General features: G+C 73.2%; 17 protein-coding genes and 1 pseudogene. 10 read left to right on the forward strand and 8 right to left on the reverse strand.

Annotation, left to right across the window (positions count from 1 at the left end):
- Positions 1-150 precede the first annotated feature (150 nt).
- From IE124_RS11695 to IE124_RS11705, 3 genes are all read left to right on the forward strand, one after another.
- On the forward strand, positions 151-1,722 hold the full coding sequence (locus tag IE124_RS11695) for an SDR family oxidoreductase (RefSeq protein ID WP_189507568.1): 1,572 nt from the start codon (positions 151-153) through the stop codon (positions 1,720-1,722).
- A gap of 153 nt (positions 1,723-1,875) precedes the next feature.
- Complete coding sequence (locus IE124_RS11700; protein ID WP_189507816.1) at positions 1,876-3,249, forward strand: cryptochrome/photolyase family protein; 1,374 nt, start codon at positions 1,876-1,878, stop codon at positions 3,247-3,249.
- Between the two features lie 270 nt (positions 3,250-3,519).
- A complete protein-coding gene (locus IE124_RS11705; RefSeq protein ID WP_189507570.1) occupies positions 3,520-4,179 on the forward strand; it encodes a sigma-70 family RNA polymerase sigma factor in 660 nt (219 codons plus the stop codon).
- A gap of 123 nt (positions 4,180-4,302) precedes the next feature.
- Here IE124_RS11705 and IE124_RS11710 read toward each other — a convergent pair whose 3' ends face one another.
- Positions 4,303-5,319, reverse strand: a complete 1,017-nt coding sequence (locus IE124_RS11710) for a MerR family transcriptional regulator (RefSeq protein ID WP_189507572.1) — start codon at positions 5,317-5,319, stop codon at positions 4,303-4,305.
- Between the two features lie 139 nt (positions 5,320-5,458).
- On the opposite strand from IE124_RS11710, the gene IE124_RS11715 reads away from it, so the two are divergent.
- The gene (locus tag IE124_RS11715; RefSeq protein WP_189507574.1) at positions 5,459-7,669 is read left to right on the forward strand and encodes a hypothetical protein; all 2,211 of its coding nucleotides are present in this window, start codon (positions 5,459-5,461) and stop codon (positions 7,667-7,669) included.
- A gap of 66 nt (positions 7,670-7,735) precedes the next feature.
- Here the strand turns inward: IE124_RS11715 and IE124_RS11720 are convergent, their stop codons facing one another.
- The gene (locus tag IE124_RS11720) at positions 7,736-9,019 is read right to left on the reverse strand and encodes a PP2C family protein-serine/threonine phosphatase (protein WP_189507576.1); all 1,284 of its coding nucleotides are present in this window, start codon (positions 9,017-9,019) and stop codon (positions 7,736-7,738) included.
- Positions 9,020-9,164: 145 nt separating this feature from the next.
- On the opposite strand from IE124_RS11720, the gene IE124_RS11725 reads away from it, so the two are divergent.
- The 4 genes from IE124_RS11725 to IE124_RS11740 are packed head-to-tail and all read left to right on the forward strand — an operon-like array spanning position 9,165 to position 11,760.
- Positions 9,165-10,151, forward strand: a complete 987-nt coding sequence (locus IE124_RS11725) for a helix-turn-helix domain-containing protein (RefSeq protein WP_189507579.1) — start codon at positions 9,165-9,167, stop codon at positions 10,149-10,151.
- A gap of 43 nt (positions 10,152-10,194) precedes the next feature.
- Complete coding sequence (locus tag IE124_RS11730) at positions 10,195-10,605, forward strand: hypothetical protein (protein ID WP_189507581.1); 411 nt, start codon at positions 10,195-10,197, stop codon at positions 10,603-10,605.
- 46 nt (positions 10,606-10,651) lie between these two features.
- The gene (locus tag IE124_RS11735) at positions 10,652-11,233 is read left to right on the forward strand and encodes a TetR/AcrR family transcriptional regulator (protein WP_189507583.1); all 582 of its coding nucleotides are present in this window, start codon (positions 10,652-10,654) and stop codon (positions 11,231-11,233) included.
- Complete coding sequence (locus tag IE124_RS11740) at positions 11,230-11,760, forward strand: dihydrofolate reductase family protein (RefSeq protein ID WP_189507585.1); 531 nt, start codon at positions 11,230-11,232, stop codon at positions 11,758-11,760. The genes IE124_RS11735 and IE124_RS11740 overlap by 4 nt, the downstream gene beginning before the upstream one ends.
- A gap of 165 nt (positions 11,761-11,925) precedes the next feature.
- On the opposite strand, the gene IE124_RS11745 is transcribed toward IE124_RS11740, so the two are convergent.
- Positions 11,926-12,684, reverse strand: a complete 759-nt coding sequence (locus IE124_RS11745; protein WP_189507587.1) for a MerR family transcriptional regulator — start codon at positions 12,682-12,684, stop codon at positions 11,926-11,928.
- A gap of 203 nt (positions 12,685-12,887) precedes the next feature.
- Positions 12,888-13,658 (reverse strand): hypothetical protein, encoded by a 771-nt coding sequence (locus IE124_RS11750; protein ID WP_189507589.1) that lies wholly within the window; start codon positions 13,656-13,658, stop codon positions 12,888-12,890.
- Between the two features lie 352 nt (positions 13,659-14,010).
- Between IE124_RS11750 and IE124_RS11755 the strand changes: the two genes are divergently transcribed.
- Entirely contained in the window at positions 14,011-15,225 is a 1,215-nt protein-coding gene (locus tag IE124_RS11755; RefSeq protein ID WP_189507591.1) for an alpha/beta hydrolase family protein, read from the forward strand.
- Positions 15,226-15,368: 143 nt separating this feature from the next.
- Here IE124_RS11755 and IE124_RS35345 read toward each other — a convergent pair whose 3' ends face one another.
- Positions 15,369-15,503 (reverse strand): hypothetical protein, encoded by a 135-nt coding sequence (locus IE124_RS35345; RefSeq protein WP_268246715.1) that lies wholly within the window; start codon positions 15,501-15,503, stop codon positions 15,369-15,371.
- 134 nt (positions 15,504-15,637) lie between these two features.
- On the opposite strand from IE124_RS35345, the gene IE124_RS11760 reads away from it, so the two are divergent.
- Complete coding sequence (locus IE124_RS11760; RefSeq protein WP_189507593.1) at positions 15,638-16,069, forward strand: VOC family protein; 432 nt, start codon at positions 15,638-15,640, stop codon at positions 16,067-16,069.
- Between the two features lie 80 nt (positions 16,070-16,149).
- On the opposite strand, the pseudogene IE124_RS11765 reads toward IE124_RS11760, so the two are convergent.
- The 3 genes and pseudogenes from IE124_RS11765 to IE124_RS11775 all read right to left on the reverse strand — a co-directional run.
- Positions 16,150-16,242: pseudogene (locus IE124_RS11765) on the reverse strand (IS5/IS1182 family transposase); the annotation flags it as partial.
- Positions 16,243-16,284: 42 nt separating this feature from the next.
- On the reverse strand, positions 16,285-17,073 hold the full coding sequence (locus IE124_RS11770) for an alpha/beta fold hydrolase (protein WP_189507595.1): 789 nt from the start codon (positions 17,071-17,073) through the stop codon (positions 16,285-16,287).
- 9 nt (positions 17,074-17,082) lie between these two features.
- Positions 17,083-17,829, reverse strand: coding sequence for a TetR/AcrR family transcriptional regulator (locus IE124_RS11775; protein ID WP_189507597.1), 747 nt, complete (start codon positions 17,827-17,829; stop codon positions 17,083-17,085).
- Positions 17,830-17,833: the final 4 nt, after the last annotated feature.

The following is a 17,833-nucleotide window of genomic DNA, read 5'->3' on the forward strand; positions in this document are numbered from 1 at the left end:
CGTGCTCGCCCCGCATCCCGATCCGTGCCCGCCCCGCATCCAGGAAGGACGTAAATAGGGAAGAGTGGACGTATCGCCCCGCCCGCAACGGGGCGACATCCGAAACGACGAAACGACGCGTCCCTCCGGTCGGAAATGGGGTGGCTGTTCATGGCGCCGCGCACCCGGTCCTCGTCCTCCGTGCCCTCCTCCTCGTCCGCGGGGGAGTTGTGCCTGGTCACCGGGCCCGGTGGCTACATCGGCGGCCGGCTCGTGCCCGAGCTGCTCGACGCCGGATACTCCGTACGGTGTCTGGCCCGCACCCCCGCCCACCTCCGCGACCACCCCTGGGCGGACCGCGTCGAGACCGTCCGCGGCGACGTCACGGACGCCGAGAGCCTGCGCCCCGCCCTCCGGGGCGTCCGGGTGGCCTACTACCTCGTGCACTCCATGAGCTCAGGGCGGGACTTCGAGGAGACCGACCGGCTCGCCGCCCGCACCTTCGCGGCCGAGGCGCGGGCCGCCGGCGTCCGCCGGATCGTGTACCTCGGGGGACTCACCCCTGCCGGCCTCCCGGAGGATCAGCTCTCACCCCACCTGCGCTCCCGGGCCGAAGTGGGCCGGATCCTGCTCGCCTCCGGCGTTCCCACGACCGTGCTGCGTGCCGCCGTCGTCATCGGCTCCGGCTCGGCGTCGTTCGAGATGCTCCGCTATCTCACCGAGCGGCTCCCGGTCATGGTGACTCCCAGCTGGGTCGGCACCCGTGTGCAGCCCATCGCCGTCCGTGACGTCCTGCGCTACCTCGTCGGCAGTGCGGGGATGCCCTCCGACGTCAGCCGGACCTTCGACATCGGCGGCCCCGACGTCCTGACCTACCGGGAGATGATGGAGCGCTACGCGCGAGTCGCCCGGCTTCCCCGCAGGCTGATCCTGCCGGTCCCCATGCTCACCCCGCGCCTGTCCAGCCAGTGGATCGGACTGGTCACCCCGGTCCCCGCCGCCCTGGCCCGGCCGCTCGCCGAATCCCTGCGGTACGAGGTCGTCTGCGCCGAGCACGACATCGCCGGCCATGTGCCCGACCCGCCCGGGGCACCCCTGCCCTTCGACCGGGCGCTCACCCTCGCCCTCCAGCGCGTCCGTGAGGCCCAGGTCATCACCCGCTGGTCCTCCGCCGCCGTGCCGGGAGCGCCGAGCGACCCGCTGCCGACCGACCCCGACTGGGCCGGCGGCAGCCTCTACACCGACGAACGGCAGCGGTACGTCGCGGCCGGCCGCGAGGACCTGTGGCGGGTCGTCGAGGGCATCGGTGGCGAGAACGGCTGGTACTCGTTCCCGCTCGCCTGGGCCCTGCGCGGCTGGATCGACCGGCTCTCCGGCGGGGTCGGACTGCGCCGCGGCCGCCGCGACGCCGCCCGGCTGCGGGTCGGCGACGCCCTGGACTTCTGGCGCGTGGAGGAGATCGAGCGGGAGAGCATGCTCAGGCTCCGCGCCGAGATGCGACTGCCCGGCCTGGCCTGGCTGGAGATGTACGTCGAGCACGACGGCGACGGACGGTCGACCTACCGGCAGCGCGCCCTCTTCCACCCCCGGGGCCTGGCCGGACAGCTCTACTGGTGGAGCGTCGCCCCCTTCCACGCCGTCGTGTTCGGCGGCATGGCCCGCAGGATCGCGGGAGCGGCTGAGGAGTTCGCCCGTACGGGCGAGGCACGCCCTTCCGCCGAGCGGGAGTCCTCGCATCCGTAGCCGTCGCGGCATGCCCAGCCGACGCCGGTTCACGCCTGCGTCAGTAGGTGCATCCGACGGCGCACCGCCCGGTGAAGGAGGACCGCAGATCCCATGCAACAGCCCACCGGGCGCCTCACCACCGCCCCGGTGCCGATCGCCAGGAATGGTGCCATGAACGTCTCGATCGTCCTGTTCACCTCGGACCTCCGGCTCCACGACCACCCGCCGCTGCGGGCCGCCCTCGCGTCCGCACCCGAGGTAGTGCCCCTCTTCGTCCGCGACCAGGCGGTGGACAGGGCCGGCTTCGCCGCGCCCAACCGGCTCGCCTTCCTCGCCGACTGCCTGACCGACCTGGACGCCGGGCTGCGCGCCCGGGGCGGCCGGCTCGTCGTACGGCACGGCGACACCGTGGCCGAGGTGTGCGCGGTGGCCCGGGAGACCGACGCGGACGAGGTCCACATGGCGGCCGGATGCACCGCCTTCGCACACGAGCGGGAGCGGCGGCTGCGCCACGCCCTGGAGGCGGACGGCCGCCGGCTGTACGTCCACGACGGGGTCGTCACCGTGCTGCCGGCGGGCGAGGTCACTCCGGCCGGATCGGACCACTTCGCCGTGTTCACCCCGTACCACCGGCGGTGGTCGGCCGAGCCGCGCCGCTCCCCGGCCGCGGCGCCCCGGTCCGTACAGGTGCCCGGCGCCCTGCGGTCCGAGGAAGTGCCCTCGCGCAGCGCCGTCGCGTCCGTGTCCGAGGGCCTGGCGACCGGCGGCGAGACCAAGGGGCGCGAGCGGCTCACCACCTGGCTGTCGAGGCACGTCGACGCCTACGAGGACCGGCACGACGACCTCGCCGGTGACGTCACCTCCCGCCTCTCCCCGTACCTGCACTTCGGCGCGGTCTCCGCGAACGAGGTGGTGCACCGCGCGCGCTCGCGGGGCGGGGCGGGCGCGGAGGCGTTCGTACGCCAGATGTGCTGGCGGGACTTCCACCACCAGGTACTCAACGCCCGACCGCACACCGCCACGCAGGACTACCGGACCCGGCACGACCACTGGCGGCAGGGGAAGCAGGCCGACGCCGACCTGCGGGCATGGCAGGCCGGCCTGACCGGCTACCCCCTCGTGGACGCCGCGATGCGCCAACTCGCCCACGAGGGCTGGATGCACAACAGGGGCCGGCTGCTCGCCGCCTCGTTCCTGACCAAGACGCTCTACCTCGACTGGCGGCTCGGAGCCCGCCACTTCCTCGGTCTCCTCGTCGACGGCGACATCGCGAACAACCAGCTGAACTGGCAGTGGGCCGCGGGCACGGGCACCGACACCCGGCCCAACCGGGTCCTCAACCCCGTTCTCCAGGCGCGGAGATACGACCCCGACGGCGCCTACGTCCGCCGCTGGGTCCCCGAACTCGCCTCCTTGGAGGCCCCCCTGATCCACGAGCCGTGGAAAGTCCCCCCGCTGGACAGGGCCGCTCTCGACTACCCCGATCCGATCGTGACGCTCGCCGACGGCCTGGGCCGCTTCCGGCGCGCCCGCGGCCAGGACTGAATGAGCCCGAGGGGCGTACCGGGCGGCCGCCGGACGCGCGCAGGACCTGGCCGCCCCCGGCGAATCCCGTGCTGTCCCGGAGTGCCCAGGGGTGTCCTGAGGCGGGCGAGGGCGTCCTGAGGGCGGGCGTGGGTGTCCTGGGGGTGTCCTGGGGCTTCCTGGGACAAAACAACGCACAACCGATGCGTCTTGAGACCCTGCCGCAATCCGACGGAACCTGAGGAGGCATGGAACACCCGCCCGCACCCCCGGGCCGGAGGAGGAGTCGTCATGAGCGCAGCGCCCACGGTCAGCCGCCCGAGGCCCCCCGCCACGGCCGGCGAGGAGCCCTGTCCCCTCCTCCCCGACCTCGCCGAGCCGACCGACGCGGAGATCGGCGCGGGACTGGCCCAGGGGGACCCGCAGTGCCTCGCCCTGGCGTACAGGCGCTGGGGCGGCCTCGTGTTCAACCTCGCCGCCCGGACGATCGGGGACGCCGGTGAGGCGGAGGACGTGACCCAACAGGTCTTCCTCGCCGCCTGGCGCGGCCACCACGGATACCGCCCCGACCGGGGCCCCGTCCCGGCCTGGCTGGTCGGCATCACGCGCCGCAGGATCGCCGACACGCTCGCCGCCCGCACCCGCAGGACCGAGCTCGTCGCTGCCGCCGGGGCGGCCCTGCCCCCTCATACAGCGGCCTCCGACGGTCCTGACCACCTGCTTGACCGCCTCGTGATCACCGGTGAACTCGCCCGGCTTCCTCGCGTCCAGCGAGACGTCCTGACCCTCGCCTACTTCGGCGACCTGACGCAGACGCAGATCGCGCGGCGGACGGGCCTGCCACTGGGCACGGTCAAGAGCCACACCCGACGCGGCCTTCAACGGCTGTGCCACAGCCTCACACCCGACACCCGCACCGATGCCGGGCAGCCCGAACCCGCGGCAGACTGACCGCCCCACCGGAACGCCCACCAGGGCGCCCCGCCCCAGCGGTGCCGTGCCCCGGGCGCCCGGTGCAGCGAGCGTGTCCTCGTCTGGTCCACCCGCCTCAGTCGACGCTCTGGTCCACCCGCGTCATTCGACGGTGGCGGCCTGCCCGTCTGCGGCGTCGGGTCCAGCCACGGAGGTGGAGGCTGCCGTGCAGCGCTGGGTGAGGGCGTCGAGCGCTTCGCGCAGGCCGGTGGGGCGCAGCATTCCGGGTGCGACGGGCCGGCCCGCCCAACCGGGGCCTCCGAGCAGCACCAGCGGGTGGGTCCGGGCGCCCCTGACGCCGAACGCGGTCTCCGCCACGTGCCGGGCGAGCGCGTGGCTCGCGGTGGAGCGGGACTGCGACCACAGGACGACGGCCGTCGGCCCCAGCCGTCGTACCGCCGCGTCCAGCGCCTCGGCCGGTACCGCGGCCCCGAACATGCGGAACGACAGGCCCAGTGCGGCGAGGCCCGCTGCCAGGGCCTCCAGCGGCAGGGTGTGCTGCTCGCCCGGGACACAGGCGAGCAGGACCGGCGGCGTGCCGGCGGGGTGCGGGCGGGCGGCACCGGCCAGCTGCCGCAGGGTCGTGGAGATGTGCCAGGACAGCAGGTGCTCGACCTCGACGTACCGGTCGTTCGAGGACTCCCACTTGCGTCCCACGGCGTGCAGGGTGGGCGCCATGACGTCCTCCCACGAGGTGACGAGCCCGTGCTCGGCGACCAGCTCGCGCAGCAGCGTGTCCATGGTGGGGCTGTCGAGTCGTACCGCCGCCCGGGCCAGGCCTCGGAACTCGCGCTCGACCCCGCCCAGCGGCAGTCCGTTGCCGGATCCCGGCGCGCTCGCGGGCGCGGTGGCGCCGGGGGCCCGCGGCGGTGACGGCTGGTGCCCGGCACGGGCCAGGGCCGCCCGGGCCGCCTCGGCCGGTGGCACGCCCGAGGTGGTGAGCCGGCACATGGTCTCGAGTACGGCGATGTCCGCCGGCGACCAGCGCCGGTGACGCCCACCCACGCGTGCCGCCGGACCGATTCCGTACCGCTGGTCCCACGACCGCAGGGTGGTGGGGGAGACGCCGAGCCGCCGGGCGACGGCCCCCGTGGTGACTCCGTGAGTCGCGTCCGTCATCTCTTCATCGTACGACGCACGAACGATGCGAGCGCGGCATGTGAGCCGAGGGGGCTCATCGAACACCTCTCTGAGTGACCAGCGCCTTCGGAGCACCTGTCCGAGGTGACCGCTCCCCGCGCCTCTCGTTTGCACAGTCATGCAGTCGTACGACACCTACCCCAGCACCGGAATATCCCCCGCCGCGCCCCCTCGCCCCGGCCGCGAGGACGCCGAGGCGATGCTCGTCGAGCAATACCCGCGGCTCGTCCGGCTCGCCCATCTGATCCTCCCGCCCACCCTCGGCCGGCACCGCCGCGTGCTCGCCGCGCATTCCCTCGTGCAGAAGTCGCTCACGGCGGCCCGGTCACGCCCCGGCCGGACATCCGGCCGGACATCCGGCCGGACATCCGGCCGGACGACCGGTCCGAAATCCGGCCCGACCGTTCCCGCGCAGCGAGGCGAGCCGGTCCCGGTCCCGGTCCCGGTCCCGGTCCCGGTCCCGGTCCCGGTCCCGGTCCCGGATCCAGGTCCGGGTCCGGGTCCGGGCCTGCATCCGGGACCGGACCAGGGGCAGGGACCGGTCCTGGCCTGGCTGCGGTCACGTGTCGTGTCCGCAGCACTGCGGGCGGCCGCCAGTCCCCGGTGGCCCCTCGGGCGGCACCCGCTCCCCGCCGTCCTCGGGCTGAGGCTCTTTCCCCGGGCCGGCGGCGACGACGAGCTCGCGCTGGAATCCGCGCTGGCAGCGGTGGCCCCCGAGGTACGGGCCGCCTTCGCCCTGCGCGTGCTCGAAGGACTCCCCACGCAGTCCGCGGCCCTCCTCCTCGCTGCAGCGGGAGTGACCGCGCCGGACGGAGCGCTCCGCGCCGCCGAACACCTCCGCACCACCGTCGGATCGCAAGCGGAATCGCTTCTGCAGGGCGCCGAGTTCGACCCCTGCACCGTGCAGGCACGACCGACGGATCTCCTGCGCCGCAGGCACCGGACTCGACTGGCCGCCCTCGCCGCCGCCGTACTGCTAGCCGCTTCCACCGCCGCGCTGCTCACGCCGCGGCCCGAGGCGGGCCCGCACGCGGCACCCGCCACTGCCCTCGACGTCGCTGCCGCCCGCGCGGCCGACCCCGAGCTCCTGGTCCGGACCCCCGGCGAACGATGGTCCGACACCGCTCGCGTCGACTTCACCGCGTGGCCCGCCCGCGGGGCCCGGACCGGTGACACGGCCCTGCTGTCCCGAGCCCTCGACGCCTGGGCACGGGGGACCGGGAACCGGATCCCCCGACGAACCGGCGGGCGGGCAGGCGCACGGGCCGGCGACGTGACCGCTCTCCGGGTGACCGTCACGCCGGACACGCCGGCGACCCCGCCCTCCGCGCCGGCCCGCCTGCTCTTCGCCGGGCAGGTGGACGCCTCGGCCGTCGTCCTCCTGCACGACGGGGGCCGCCTCGTCCGGTACGCCGAGCCGCTCACCGGCCAGGGCGGGGCGGCCCTCGAACTCGCCCGGGCCGACGACGCGGACGTGACCACCGGCGCCGCCGTGGCGGTGAGCAGGACGCCGCTCGGAGCGCGGTTCCTGCTCGCCCCCTGGATCGACGAGAGCGCGGTGCGCGACCTCCTGCGTCCCGACGTCCCCGCCCGGCCGCTGGCCGTCTCCGATGGCGGCGTCACCGACCCCGTACCCCCGGCGCCGGGCGACTGCGGTCGCCTTCCCGCACTGCAGGTACGGTCCTCCACCCGGATCGTCGAGAACCACTCCTTCCTGCTGGCGGATCTCGGGGGCCTCAACCCCGCGCACCTCACGTGGACCCCGCCACCGGGGACCGGAGCCCCCGCGCGGCAGCCGCGAGAGGCGACTTCGGCGGCGGGCCTCGCCGCATGGGCCCGTTCGGCCTGCGCGCTGCCGGACCTGCGGGGCACCGGCGTGCGTGCCGTGAACCGGTGGGAGTTCGCCCAGCAGACCCTGCCGGAGCGCGCCGGACGCGCCACGTGGACGTGCACCCGGGCCGAGAACTGGGACGGCCGCGCCCGTGTGACGGTGGCGTGGGAGGGGCCGGACACACGCACCGGGCCGACGCCGGTACGGCCGCCGGGCACGCAGGCCGCGCACACGGCGGCGTGCAGTCGCTTCGGCCAGCACGTGCTGGCGGGGACGTACTGGACGGCCCCGTCCGGGGCGCGCTACTACCTCGCCGCAGGCAGCCGCGCCCTGACCACGGTCACCGCCCGTGGTCCCGTCTCCGCCACCGTACGAGGGCGGGTCCTGGCCGTCCGCACGAACGCGGCGGGCCCGGTCCGGCTGACCGGCAGGCTGCCCGGCACCGCTGACCTCCGGGGCTGGGGAGAGACGGAGGAAGGCGGCGCCGAAGGATCGTGACGCCAGGCGGGGTGCGCGGTCCGCGCCCGCGAGCCCCGGGCGAGAGGCCGCAGTCCCGTGCCGGTCTCAGAGCCGTACGGCGATGAGGGCGGTGTCGTCGGTGAGGCCGGTCGGCGGGATCAGGTCGGCCAGGAGGGCGTCGGCGAGGGTGTCGGGGTGGGCCTCCGGGTGGGTGGTGTGATGCCGGGCGAGGGAGTCGGCGAGGCGCGTGAGGCCGACGTCGATGTCCTCGCCGCGGCGCTCGATGAGACCGTCGGTGTAGAGGACGAGGACGGACCCGTCCGTGAAGGCGGTGTGGGCCTGTGGCCGCGGAACGTGCTCCGGGCGTGCGCCGAGCGGGGGATCCGTGGCCTGGTCGAGGAAGGTGACGGTGCCGTCGGGGTGGCAGAGGGCGGGTGGGGGGTGGCCCGCGCTGCTGTAGGTGAGGGTGTGGTCGTTCCAGTCGATGTAGACGGAGACGGCGGTGGTGGACTCGGCTCCTTCGACGGTGCGCGCGTACAGGCCGAGGACTTCGAGGGCTTGGGCCGGGCCTTCGGCCACGTGTGAGGCGGCGGACAGGGCGCTGCGGAGCAGGCCCATGACGCCGGCCGCGCGGAGGCCGTGGCCGACGACGTCGCCGACGGACACGGCCGTGCAGCCTCTCTTGGGCATGTCGACGAGGTCGTACCAGTCCCCGCAGACGTTCAGGGCGCCCACGGCGGGGCGGTAGCGGACGGCGGCCTTGTGCCGGTCGAGGGGGCGGGGGACGGGCAGCATCGCCTCCTGGAGGTGGAGGGCGACCTCGCGTTCGCGGGCGTGGGCCTTGCGCAGGCGTTCGTTGACCTGCTGGAGCTCCCGGGCGCGGGTGTACAGCTCGGCCTCCAGGACCTGGGCCTGGTCCCCGCCCTGCCGGCTGCCGCGGGCCTTGATGAGTTCGGTGACCTCCTCGACGCGGTGCACCAGCAGGACCACGGAGCCGTCCGGGGCGAGTACGGGGACGTTGACGGGGCTCCAGTACCGCTCCTGCCACACGCCGGGACGGTTGAGGTCCTCCACGTCGTAGCGCTGCAGGGCCATGGTGTCGCGCTCGCCGGTGGCCGCGACGCGCTCCAGGGACGCCGACAGGTTGCGCATCCCGGTCGCGGCGGGGTCGTGGGGGTTGTCGGGAAAGACGTCGAAGAGATGGCGGCCGATGAGCTGGTCGCGGGTGCGGCCGGCCATGGACAGGAACGCCTCGTTGGCGTCCGCGTACACCAGGTCGAGGGTCAGCAGCGCGACCGAGCCGGGCAGGGCCTGGAAGACCGCCTGGTAGTCGATGCGGGGTCCGTTCACGTCCTCACCTGCCGCGCGTCGGCCGCTCTTGGCGGTCATAGGTACTCCCACGGTGGCACGCGGGCGGGCCGGGGGCTCGTTGTGGTGCAGGGCCGTGGGCCGTATGGCCCCGGACCGGTGACGGATGCCCGCCGAGTCGAGGGGGCGCGTTTTCCGTCGTGCGCGCTGTGGCGGGGAGTGGCGCGTGCTGGCGCGGGGCACGGACACCTTCTGCTCCCGCGCGTGCCGCGCCGCGGCGCGCAGCTCCTGCGCCGAGCCGCCGGACCTCACCCGGTACGAAGAGGACCTGGCGGCGACCACCGAGGATCTTCAGCTCTCCGCCACCACCCTGCTCGCCGCAGTGCAGGGCAACGAGGACACCGAGGTCCTCATGCGGCAGGTCACCGAGCACTACCGGTTCCTGATGGACGTCGAGGCCGCCATCGTCGCGCGCGGCCGCGCCCGGGGGGACTCGTGGATGGTGATCGCGGAGGCCGCCGGGTGCGGAGCCGAGAGCTTCCGCAAGAAGTGGACCCAGGACAAGGTCAGCCGTCGCCTCGCCCTCGCCCGAGACGCACGGCAGAGCCGGCCCGCGGCGACCGGCCGCCCCGACAGCGCGGCCCGCGGCTCCGGTGCACCCCTTCCTCCCGCCCAGACCCCCGGTGAGCAGTTCGCCGCCGCGATGGCATCGCTCCAGCGCGCCACCGGTCTCACCATCAAGGACACCGCGTTCAAGGTCGGCGTCTCCCCGTCCTATGTCTCGCGGATCCTCGCCGGCACGAGGCGACCGGCATGGCCGGTGGTCGAGCGCTTCGTGGAGACCTGCGAAGGCAGCCCCTTAGAACTGCGCGCCCTGTGGGAAGCCGCCCAGCGCACCGCCGACCACGACCAGGGGCCTGCCCCGGAAGATCCGGAAGCCGCCAGGGTCAAGTTCCACACCAGCCTGCGCGCCCTCTACCTGGCCGCCGGCCGGCCGACCCCGTGGGACATCCGGCGCGCCATCAACGCCGACACGAAGCCGACCTTCCCCGAGATCGTCCTCGCCCTCAACGGCTCGCGCATACCCGACTGGGAGACCATCGCCAAGATCATTCTCTCGCTGAGGGGCAGCCCGGCCGATCTCCGCCCGCTCTGGCAGGCCGCGAAAGTACCCCCGCCCACCTCGGCCCTGCCCGCAGCGGCCTTCGGCTGAACACCACACACCCACGGGGCCACGAGTGATCTCAGCGTCGATCATGACCATCAACAGGCGCCACGCGGCCATGCCGCTCTCCTTCGAGGCGTTCCGGACCCTGCACCACGCCGACTACCTCGCCTACGCGCGGGCCTGCCTGCCCGCGCAGCGGGCCGACCAAGCCGTGGAGCAGACCTTCCTCTCCCTGTCCGGCGACTGGAGGGCCGTACTCGGTTCGTCCAGCCCGACGCACACCGCCTGGACGCTCCTCGGCGTGCACGTCCACGCGAACGACGTCGCGCCCTGCTGCTCCACCGGAGCCCTGCGCGAAGAACTGGGCACGCTCACCGCCCTCGGCTACGACCCGGACCGCATCGCCACCCTCACCGGCCTGCCCCTGGGCAGGATCGGTTCCGCAACCCGCGCACGGGCCCGCCTGCCGCGCCAAGCAGCCGGTCCTGTTAATAAATGAACGGCCATTTACTAACGTGCTAATGTCGATCCCGAAGGAGGGGTCCATGCCACGGCCACGCGTTACCAGCGACACCGACATCCTCGCCGCCACCGGGCGCGCCATCGGCGCGCACGGCCCCGGCAGGCTCACCCTGGCGCACGTCGGCGCCGAAGCGGGGGTCTCCCCGGCGACCCTGTCGCAGCGCTTCGGGTCCAAGCGGGGCCTGCTGCTGGCGTTCGCCGCGGACGCCGCCGCCGGCGCCGCCGCGCCGTACCGCGGCGCACAGGCCGCGTACGACTCACCCCTGGCGGCGCTGCATGCCGTCGCCGCCGAGTTCGCCCGCCACATGACCACCCCCGAGGAAATGGCCAACCACCTCGGGATGCTCCAACTCGACCTATCCGACCCAGAGTTCCGCATCCATGCCGCCGCGCACACCCACGCGGTCGACGCGGCGCTGCGAGAGCTGCTCACCGACGCTGTCGCTCGGGGCGAGCTCCCTGCGGGCACGGACGTGTCGCGCCTCGCACGCGCCGTGAAGATCACGATGGACGGCTCCTTGCTGCGGTGGGCCATGACCGGTGACGGCGATCCCGCCGCTCTGCTCCGCGACGACCTTGACCACTTGTTCAGGAGGACCTCATGACGTTCGCCGCCACCGTCTTCATCGGCACCAGCCTCGACGGCTACATCGCCCGCTCGAACGACGACATCGAGTGGCTGACCTCGCGCGGAGAGAAGGCCGGAGACCTGGGTTTCTTCGCGTTCCTCGACTCGGTGGACGCCGTGATCATGGGACGGAACACCTACGACAAGGTCATCGGCTTCGGCGAGGAGAACTGGCACTACGGCGACCGTCACGTGGGAGTCCTGAGCACGACCCTTCCCGAGGACGCCGACCCGCGTGTCACCGTCTACCGCGACCTCGACACCCTCGTCGCCGACCTGGACCAGCGCGGGATCAAGCACGTCTACCCCGACGGCGGTCGCCTCGTCCAGAGCTTCATCCGCGCCGGCCGCGTCGACCGGTTCATCATCAGCGTCGCCCCGGTCCTGATCGGGAGCGGCCACCGGCTCTTCGGCGAGCTGCACGACGACGTCCCCCTCCGCCTGGACGGAGTCGCCGACCTCGGCCACGGCTTCGCGCAGCTCACCTACACGGTGGAGAGGTAACGACTCGATCCTCGACCTCGACGACGGGGACGTCGTCACGCCGCGCCCGGCCGACACCGGTCTTGCCCATCCCCGACGCGCCCCCGACGACGAGCACCCGCCAGTCGGGCAGCCCCCGCACCTCAGCCGAACCGTTCGCTCCTCGCGTGACAGGTGCTCCGTGCCTCAGCCCAGTCGGGCGGTTGCGTAGGCCTCGATGGCGTCACGCTGGTACACGGCCAGACCCGGGGCGATCGCCTCGTAGGCGGTGCGCCAGGTGTCGTTGTCCACGCAGGAGCGTCCGATGGCCCGGAAGTCCGCGGCGGAGACAGCACGCAGTGCCGTCAGTGCCCGGTACTGGGCGTCGATCTCGGTCTGGACCGGGTCGGCGTCCGCCGGGTGACCCGCGGTCATGAGCTCGGCCAGCCGGATCATCTGGGCGGTGCGCTCACGGTGCGCTGCGTCGGCATCGGTCTGACTCATCGTGGCGGCGCGCTGCCGGACCCCTTCGGCGAGGTCGGGGAAGTCGCGCATGTTCTCCTCGTACTGGGAGGGGGTCACGCCCTCGAAGAGGTTCTCCGGTCGGTTGATGGTCATGGGCTTGCCGTCCTTCCTGGACTGCTCCAGTTCGGCGATCGTGCGGGAGACGGTGTGGGCCAGGGCGTCGAGCCGGTCCCGCTCCGCGAGCAGGCGCCGGTGATGGCCCCGGAGGGCGTCCAGCTCCTCCACCTGCTCCGCGAGGATCCGGCCGATCTCCGGCAGCCCGACACCGAGCGCCCGCAGCACGAGGATCTGCTGCAACCGCAGGAGCTGGTGCTCGCCGTAGTAGCGATGGCCGTTGGAGCCGATCCGGGCCGGCGGCAGCAGACCGGTCTCGTCGTAGTGGCGCAGTGTCCGGGCGGTCACGCCCGACATCCGGGCGACCTCCGCGATCGGCCAGTCCATCGCCACTCCCGCACGTGTGTGTCGCCGGGCCGGTCGTTCCGGCCCTGACCATGACCGTAGAAGCTGCCGCTGCGGCAGCTTCAACCCCCGCAATCCGAATTCCTCGCAGTCGGGCAGCAAACGTCCGCACCCGGGCGGAAAAGCCTCCGCCCGGGTTCCGCACGCCACGGCTCACCGGCCACACCGTGCCGGTGCGGCCTGCCTCAGGCCGGGTAGGTGATCGAGCCCAGGGGCGGGCAGAAGGCGAGCGTGGTGCCGGCTCCGGGGCGTTCGACGAAGGCGCGGGCCTCGGCGGCCCGCTGGCGCCGGGACTCCAGGTCGTCGGCGTACCGGGCGTCGCGGGTGGCTTGGGGGTAGTCCCACGAGCCGTCGATGAGGCTCAGGCTGGTGTTGCCGGAGCTGCGCTGGAAGTCCATCTTCAGGGCGGCCTGCCGGAGTACGGTCTGCGTCGCGGCGAGATCGATGCGGGCGATCAGGATGCCGCGGGTGTTCGGTACGCGGGTCGGCATGGGGGCCAGCGGGAGCAGCGACACCCCGGTGTCGAGGCGGCCGAGGTCGTCGACCATCGCCGACTGGGCGTCCTGCGCCACGAGCTGCATTTCCCGGTGCAGCCAGAACAGCTCGTCGAGGTCGGCCTCGGTGATGCGCATCCGCTGGTACAGGGCCCGGAAGCGGGGATCGCCGTGCAGCGGCCGCAGCGGGGCGGCGTGGAACATCACGCAGTCGTTCAAACCGGCCGTCACCGCGGCGTCGAGGTGGGCGACGGCCTGATCCCCCTGCCCGTGCGCGAGTGCCAGGACGCCGAGGGTCGTCCGGCCCGCGGCGGCGAGCCACGCGCCGTCGGGGCCGAGCGCCGCGGCGCGCGCGACGACGTCATGGAGGCCCGCGGCAGCCACCGCGGAGGGACCACTGGTCCCGATCTCCACGAGCAGTTCGTGCACGCGGTCGGCCAGTGAGTGGACGGTGTCGGCCATGGATCTCCTCAGACCTCGGTGGTGAAGAGCGAAGACAAGAAGGAGGCGCCTGCGTCTCCGGTAACCCCCGTGGACATGACGGGCGGAGAGGGTGAAAGGTTCCTGCTCGGGCCCGAGGCAGTGATCCGGAACCGTTCCCGTCGTGCCCCTCGCCGCCGGGCCAGGAGACGGACTCGTGCGCCGGTGCGCCGGTCGCCGACCAGGCACCTGGAGGCAGCCGCCGTCGACCACGTAGACCCAGGGTGTAAACCCGTGGGCCGATGCCGCACGGGAGGGGCGCGTGACAGCGTTCACGTGTGCCCACGGACTGGCCGTCTCGGCGCGATTGACGATCCGTCACCTAAGGAGGGTCATGACGAACACACCGTTCATCAGCCGCAAGGGCATGACGCGCCGTCGCATCCTGGGAGCCGCGCTGGCCGCCGGGACCGCCGTCCCGCTTGCCGCGAGCGCCGGCCCGGCGTGGGCCAACCAGGGCACCCCCGCCCCGGCGCGGCTCACACTGCCCGTGCCCACCGGACCGCACCCGGTGGGCACGGTCCCGCTGCGCCTCGTCGACCGGTCGCGCCCGGACCACATCGCGGGCCCCGGGCACTTCCGCGAGCTGATGGCCACCGTCTGGTATCCCGCCCGGAACGTCGAGCGGTACCCGGTGGCGCCCTGGATGCCGGCGGGGGCCTTCGATACGTTTCTCGCCGACGCCGGGTTCGGCGACCTCGCGCCCCTGCTTCCGCTCACCTCCGGCCACGTGGGCGCTCCGGTGCGGCGGTCGGGGCGGCGACTGCCCGTCGTCGTGTTCTCGCACGGTGCGCACAGCCACCAAGGAGACCACACCATCGTGGTCCAGGAGCTCGCCAGTCACGGATACGCCGTGGTGACGATGGCCCACCAGTACGACACGTACACCGTTCTCCCCGACGGTCGGGTCGCCGTACCGCTCCGCGACCGGTCGGCACCGACCCTGCCCGGGGATTTCGCCGCGGATCTCCGCTTCGTTCTCGACTGCGTCGAGCGGCTCGCCGCCGGGTGCAATCCGGACGCCGACCGGCGGGAGCTGCCGAGCGGGCTGCTCGGCTCCCTCGACCCGCGGCGCATGGGCGCGTTCGGCTGGTCGAAGGGCGGCACGGCCACCGCCTGCGCCACGCTCGCCGACGGGCGCATCCGGGCCGGGCTGAGCCTCGACGGCCCCATGGAGATGAACCCGCCGCTGGCCGGGGAACTGGACCGGCCGTTCATGATGATGTCCGCCGCGTTCACACGAGCGACGAGCCCCGAGGTCGCCGCGTTCTGGTCGTGCCTGCGGGGCCGGCGGCTGAACATCGAGGCGCAGGGGGCATCCCACGTCTCGTACGGAGACAGCGAGGCGCTGTTCCCTCAGGTGGCGAAGCTGCTCGGATGGAGCGGGGAGCAGCCGGCGGCGGCGATCGGCAGCCTCGACCCCGGCCAGGCGGTGAGGATCCAACAGGCGTACCCGCTCGCGTTCTTCGACGAGTACCTGCGCCACCGGCGGGGTCACCTGCTCGACGGACCGTCCCCGGCCTTCCCGGCAGTGACGTTCCTTCCGTGAGCCCCGGAACCGCGGGCCGGCCCCGAACCGGCTCGGGGCCGATTCGGGGCCGGACCTCGGGTCTACGGGGAGCCGGAGCCATGCGTCGGGCCGCTACAGAACTGCCTTGGGAAGGACACGATTCAGGTGCACATGTGTGCCGCCTACCGGGGCGTGGGCGTCGGGATGTAGGTGAGGACGACGACACCGGTGTCGAGGACCTCGGTGTGCGCGTGGGTGAGGCGGTGCCGGAATCCGTCGGCGGCGAGGCTTCCGCCGCCGGCGATCACCGGGTGCACGCGGCAGCCCGGGCGGCGGAGTCTGCTGCCCTGGTGGAAGCCGATGCAAGCGGTCGACCGCTCCCCGGCGGCACGTCAGTGGTTCCTTCAACCCGCCCGGGGAGATGAGCAGGACCCCCTGTTATCGTTCGCCGATGTCAACGATCAAGCAGTTCCAAGTGACCTTCGACTGCGCGGAACCTGCGCGCCTCGCCGCCTTCTGGTGCGAGGTGCTGGGGTACGTCGTACCGGCAGTCCCGGAGGGCTTTGCCACGTGGGAGGAGTACCACCACTCGCTGCCGCCGGAGGACGAGGTCTACTTCGCGTGCACTGATCCCTCGGGCGTGGGCCCGCGCGTGCTCTTCCAGCGAGTTCCCGAAGGCAAGGTCGTCAAGAACCGGGTGCATCTCGATGTGCGCGTCGGCACAGGGCTCGTGGGTGACGAGCGCCTGGCCACACTCGAGGCCGAATGCGCACGGCTGACGGCGCTCGGCGCGAAGCACGTGCTGACGCAGCGCGCCGATGGCGTCAACGAGTCGTGCATCACGATGCAGGACATCGAGGGCAGCGAGTTCTGCCTCGCCTGAATCTCCTCCGAGACCGCGAGGGGGAGCCGTCTCACGGGGAGCTCTCAGCTCCCGTGTGCGGCGGAAGTTACCCCGTGTGGGAGCGCGGTCACCACCCTGCCGAAGACGCGCCGGCTCAGCCCGGTAGACGGGGCTGCCCAGGACGGTTCCGACGCCGTGATCACACCTGACACGATCAAGGTCATCGCAAGGCGAGATCACTTACGGGACAACCCTCAGGTGTGCGCGCGGCAGAAGGTGCGGACTGCTGCCGTGAAGGCCTCCGGTGCCTCCAGGTTGCTCACGTGGCCCACTGCGGGGATCACCACCAGCTCGGCGTGTGGGATCGCCGCCTGGAAGGCGTGGGCGACGTCCAGGGGAGAGCGGGCGTCGCGCTCGCCCCACAGGAGGAGGGTCGGCACCGTGATCCGGGGCAGCAGGTCCGTCTCGTCGGCCTCGGCCATCAGGGAGAGCTGCGCGGCCATGGTCTCCGGCCGCACGTCCCGGCTCATGGCGTCCAGTACCGGCGCGAAGCGCTCCGGCGGGCCGGCGGCGTAGAGCCCCGGCAGTGTCGGGTCGAACTCCTCGCGAGGCGCGGCGAGCATCCGCCGCGCCCCCTCGACCCGCGCCGCGACCTCCTCCGGCGGCAGCGAACCCTTCCACCCGGCGTACGTGTCCACCATCAGCAGCGACTTCACCAGGTCCGGCCGCCACCGGTACAGCTCCAGGACCACCGTCCCGCCCCAGGACAGGCCCGCGACCTGGGCCGGCCCGAGCCCCACGTCCTCGATCACCGCGGCGAGGGCGCGCGCGAAGTCCGCGAGCCCGAAGCCCGGCGGCAGTTCGCCGGACCGTCCGGACCCCGGCTCGTCCCAGGACACCACCGTGAACTCGTCCGCCAGCGCCTCGACCTGCGGCTGCCACATCCGTCCGTCGGCCCCGGCCCCGTGGGCGAGGACCACGAGTGGCCCGCGCCCCTTCCGCGTATAGGCGACGTCGACGCCGCCGACCCGCACCAGTGCCATGACTCCAGGCTAGTGCGAGTCGGCGGATCGGGGGATGTCGTCGGGGGATGCCGGGGGATGTGCCGGAGATCCGGTCGGCCGACTCGGGTGGATCGGCCGGCTCGGGTGGATCGAGGCTTCGATGTCGGCGAGCTGCGCTGCGAGGATCTCCTCGAAGGCGGCGCGGCGGTCCGCTCCGAGGGGGCGGACGTCCCGGGCGAAGTGGGCCAGGGCAGGGAAGTGCTCGGGGTCGGCACCCAGTACCGCTACGCGGAACAGCTCCAGGCCCTGTTCGCGCTCTTCCGGGGTGACCGTGGCGGCCCCGGCCTCCGAGGCGATCAGTGAGGCGATGAGGACCGCGATCCGGTGGTAGCGCACCGGGATCTCCTCGTCGGGCAGTCCCGAAGCGCGCAGTGCCTGGAGGGCCTCTTCCATGACCAGCCGGGATCCGTTGCCGCCCGACGCGTAACGCCCCCAGACCGCGGCGAGCTGGGGCTGCTGGCCGAAGGCCTCGCGCACCCGCAGGGCCAGAGCCGTGATGCGCTGCTTCCAGTCGCCCTCGGCGCGGTGGCCATCCATCGCGGCGACGAGGATCCGGTCGGCGACCGCGCGCAGCAGTTCGGTCTTGCTGCGGAAGTGCCGGTAGAGGCTGGAGGAGTCGGTCCCGAGGACCGCTGCCAGCTTTCGCACGCTGAACGACTCGGCGTCGCCCGTGCGCAGCAGCTCCGCTGCCGCATCCAGGATCTCTTCGGTCGACCAACGCCGTCTGCCTGCCATCTTG

The organism is Streptomyces narbonensis (assembly GCF_014649015.1).
Lineage (GTDB): Bacteria > Actinomycetota > Actinomycetes > Streptomycetales > Streptomycetaceae > Streptomyces > Streptomyces narbonensis.

Excerpts from the sequence above, each read along its gene's own strand:
- IE124_RS11735 (WP_189507583.1), top strand. The coding sequence starts at position 10,652 with ATGCCACGGCCACGCGTTACCAGCGACACCGACATCCTCGCCGCCACC.
- IE124_RS11775 (WP_189507597.1), bottom strand. The coding sequence starts at position 17,829 with ATGGCAGGCAGACGGCGTTGGTCGACCGAAGAGATCCTGGATGCGGCA.
- IE124_RS11750 (WP_189507589.1), bottom strand. The coding sequence starts at position 13,658 with ATGGCCGACACCGTCCACTCACTGGCCGACCGCGTGCACGAACTGCTC.
- IE124_RS11700 (WP_189507816.1), top strand. The coding sequence starts at position 1,876 with ATGAACGTCTCGATCGTCCTGTTCACCTCGGACCTCCGGCTCCACGAC.
- IE124_RS11715 (WP_189507574.1), top strand. The coding sequence starts at position 5,459 with ATGCAGTCGTACGACACCTACCCCAGCACCGGAATATCCCCCGCCGCG.
- IE124_RS11745 (WP_189507587.1), bottom strand. The coding sequence starts at position 12,684 with ATGGACTGGCCGATCGCGGAGGTCGCCCGGATGTCGGGCGTGACCGCC.
- IE124_RS11730 (WP_189507581.1), top strand. The coding sequence starts at position 10,195 with ATGACCATCAACAGGCGCCACGCGGCCATGCCGCTCTCCTTCGAGGCG.
- IE124_RS11740 (WP_189507585.1), top strand. The coding sequence starts at position 11,230 with ATGACGTTCGCCGCCACCGTCTTCATCGGCACCAGCCTCGACGGCTAC.
- IE124_RS11770 (WP_189507595.1), bottom strand. The coding sequence starts at position 17,073 with ATGGCACTGGTGCGGGTCGGCGGCGTCGACGTCGCCTATACGCGGAAG.
- IE124_RS11720 (WP_189507576.1), bottom strand. The coding sequence starts at position 9,019 with ATGACCGCCAAGAGCGGCCGACGCGCGGCAGGTGAGGACGTGAACGGA.
- IE124_RS11755 (WP_189507591.1), top strand. The coding sequence starts at position 14,011 with ATGACGAACACACCGTTCATCAGCCGCAAGGGCATGACGCGCCGTCGC.
- IE124_RS11695 (WP_189507568.1), top strand. The coding sequence starts at position 151 with ATGGCGCCGCGCACCCGGTCCTCGTCCTCCGTGCCCTCCTCCTCGTCC.
- IE124_RS11760 (WP_189507593.1), top strand. The coding sequence starts at position 15,638 with ATGTCAACGATCAAGCAGTTCCAAGTGACCTTCGACTGCGCGGAACCT.
- IE124_RS11710 (WP_189507572.1), bottom strand. The coding sequence starts at position 5,319 with ATGACGGACGCGACTCACGGAGTCACCACGGGGGCCGTCGCCCGGCGG.
- IE124_RS11705 (WP_189507570.1), top strand. The coding sequence starts at position 3,520 with ATGAGCGCAGCGCCCACGGTCAGCCGCCCGAGGCCCCCCGCCACGGCC.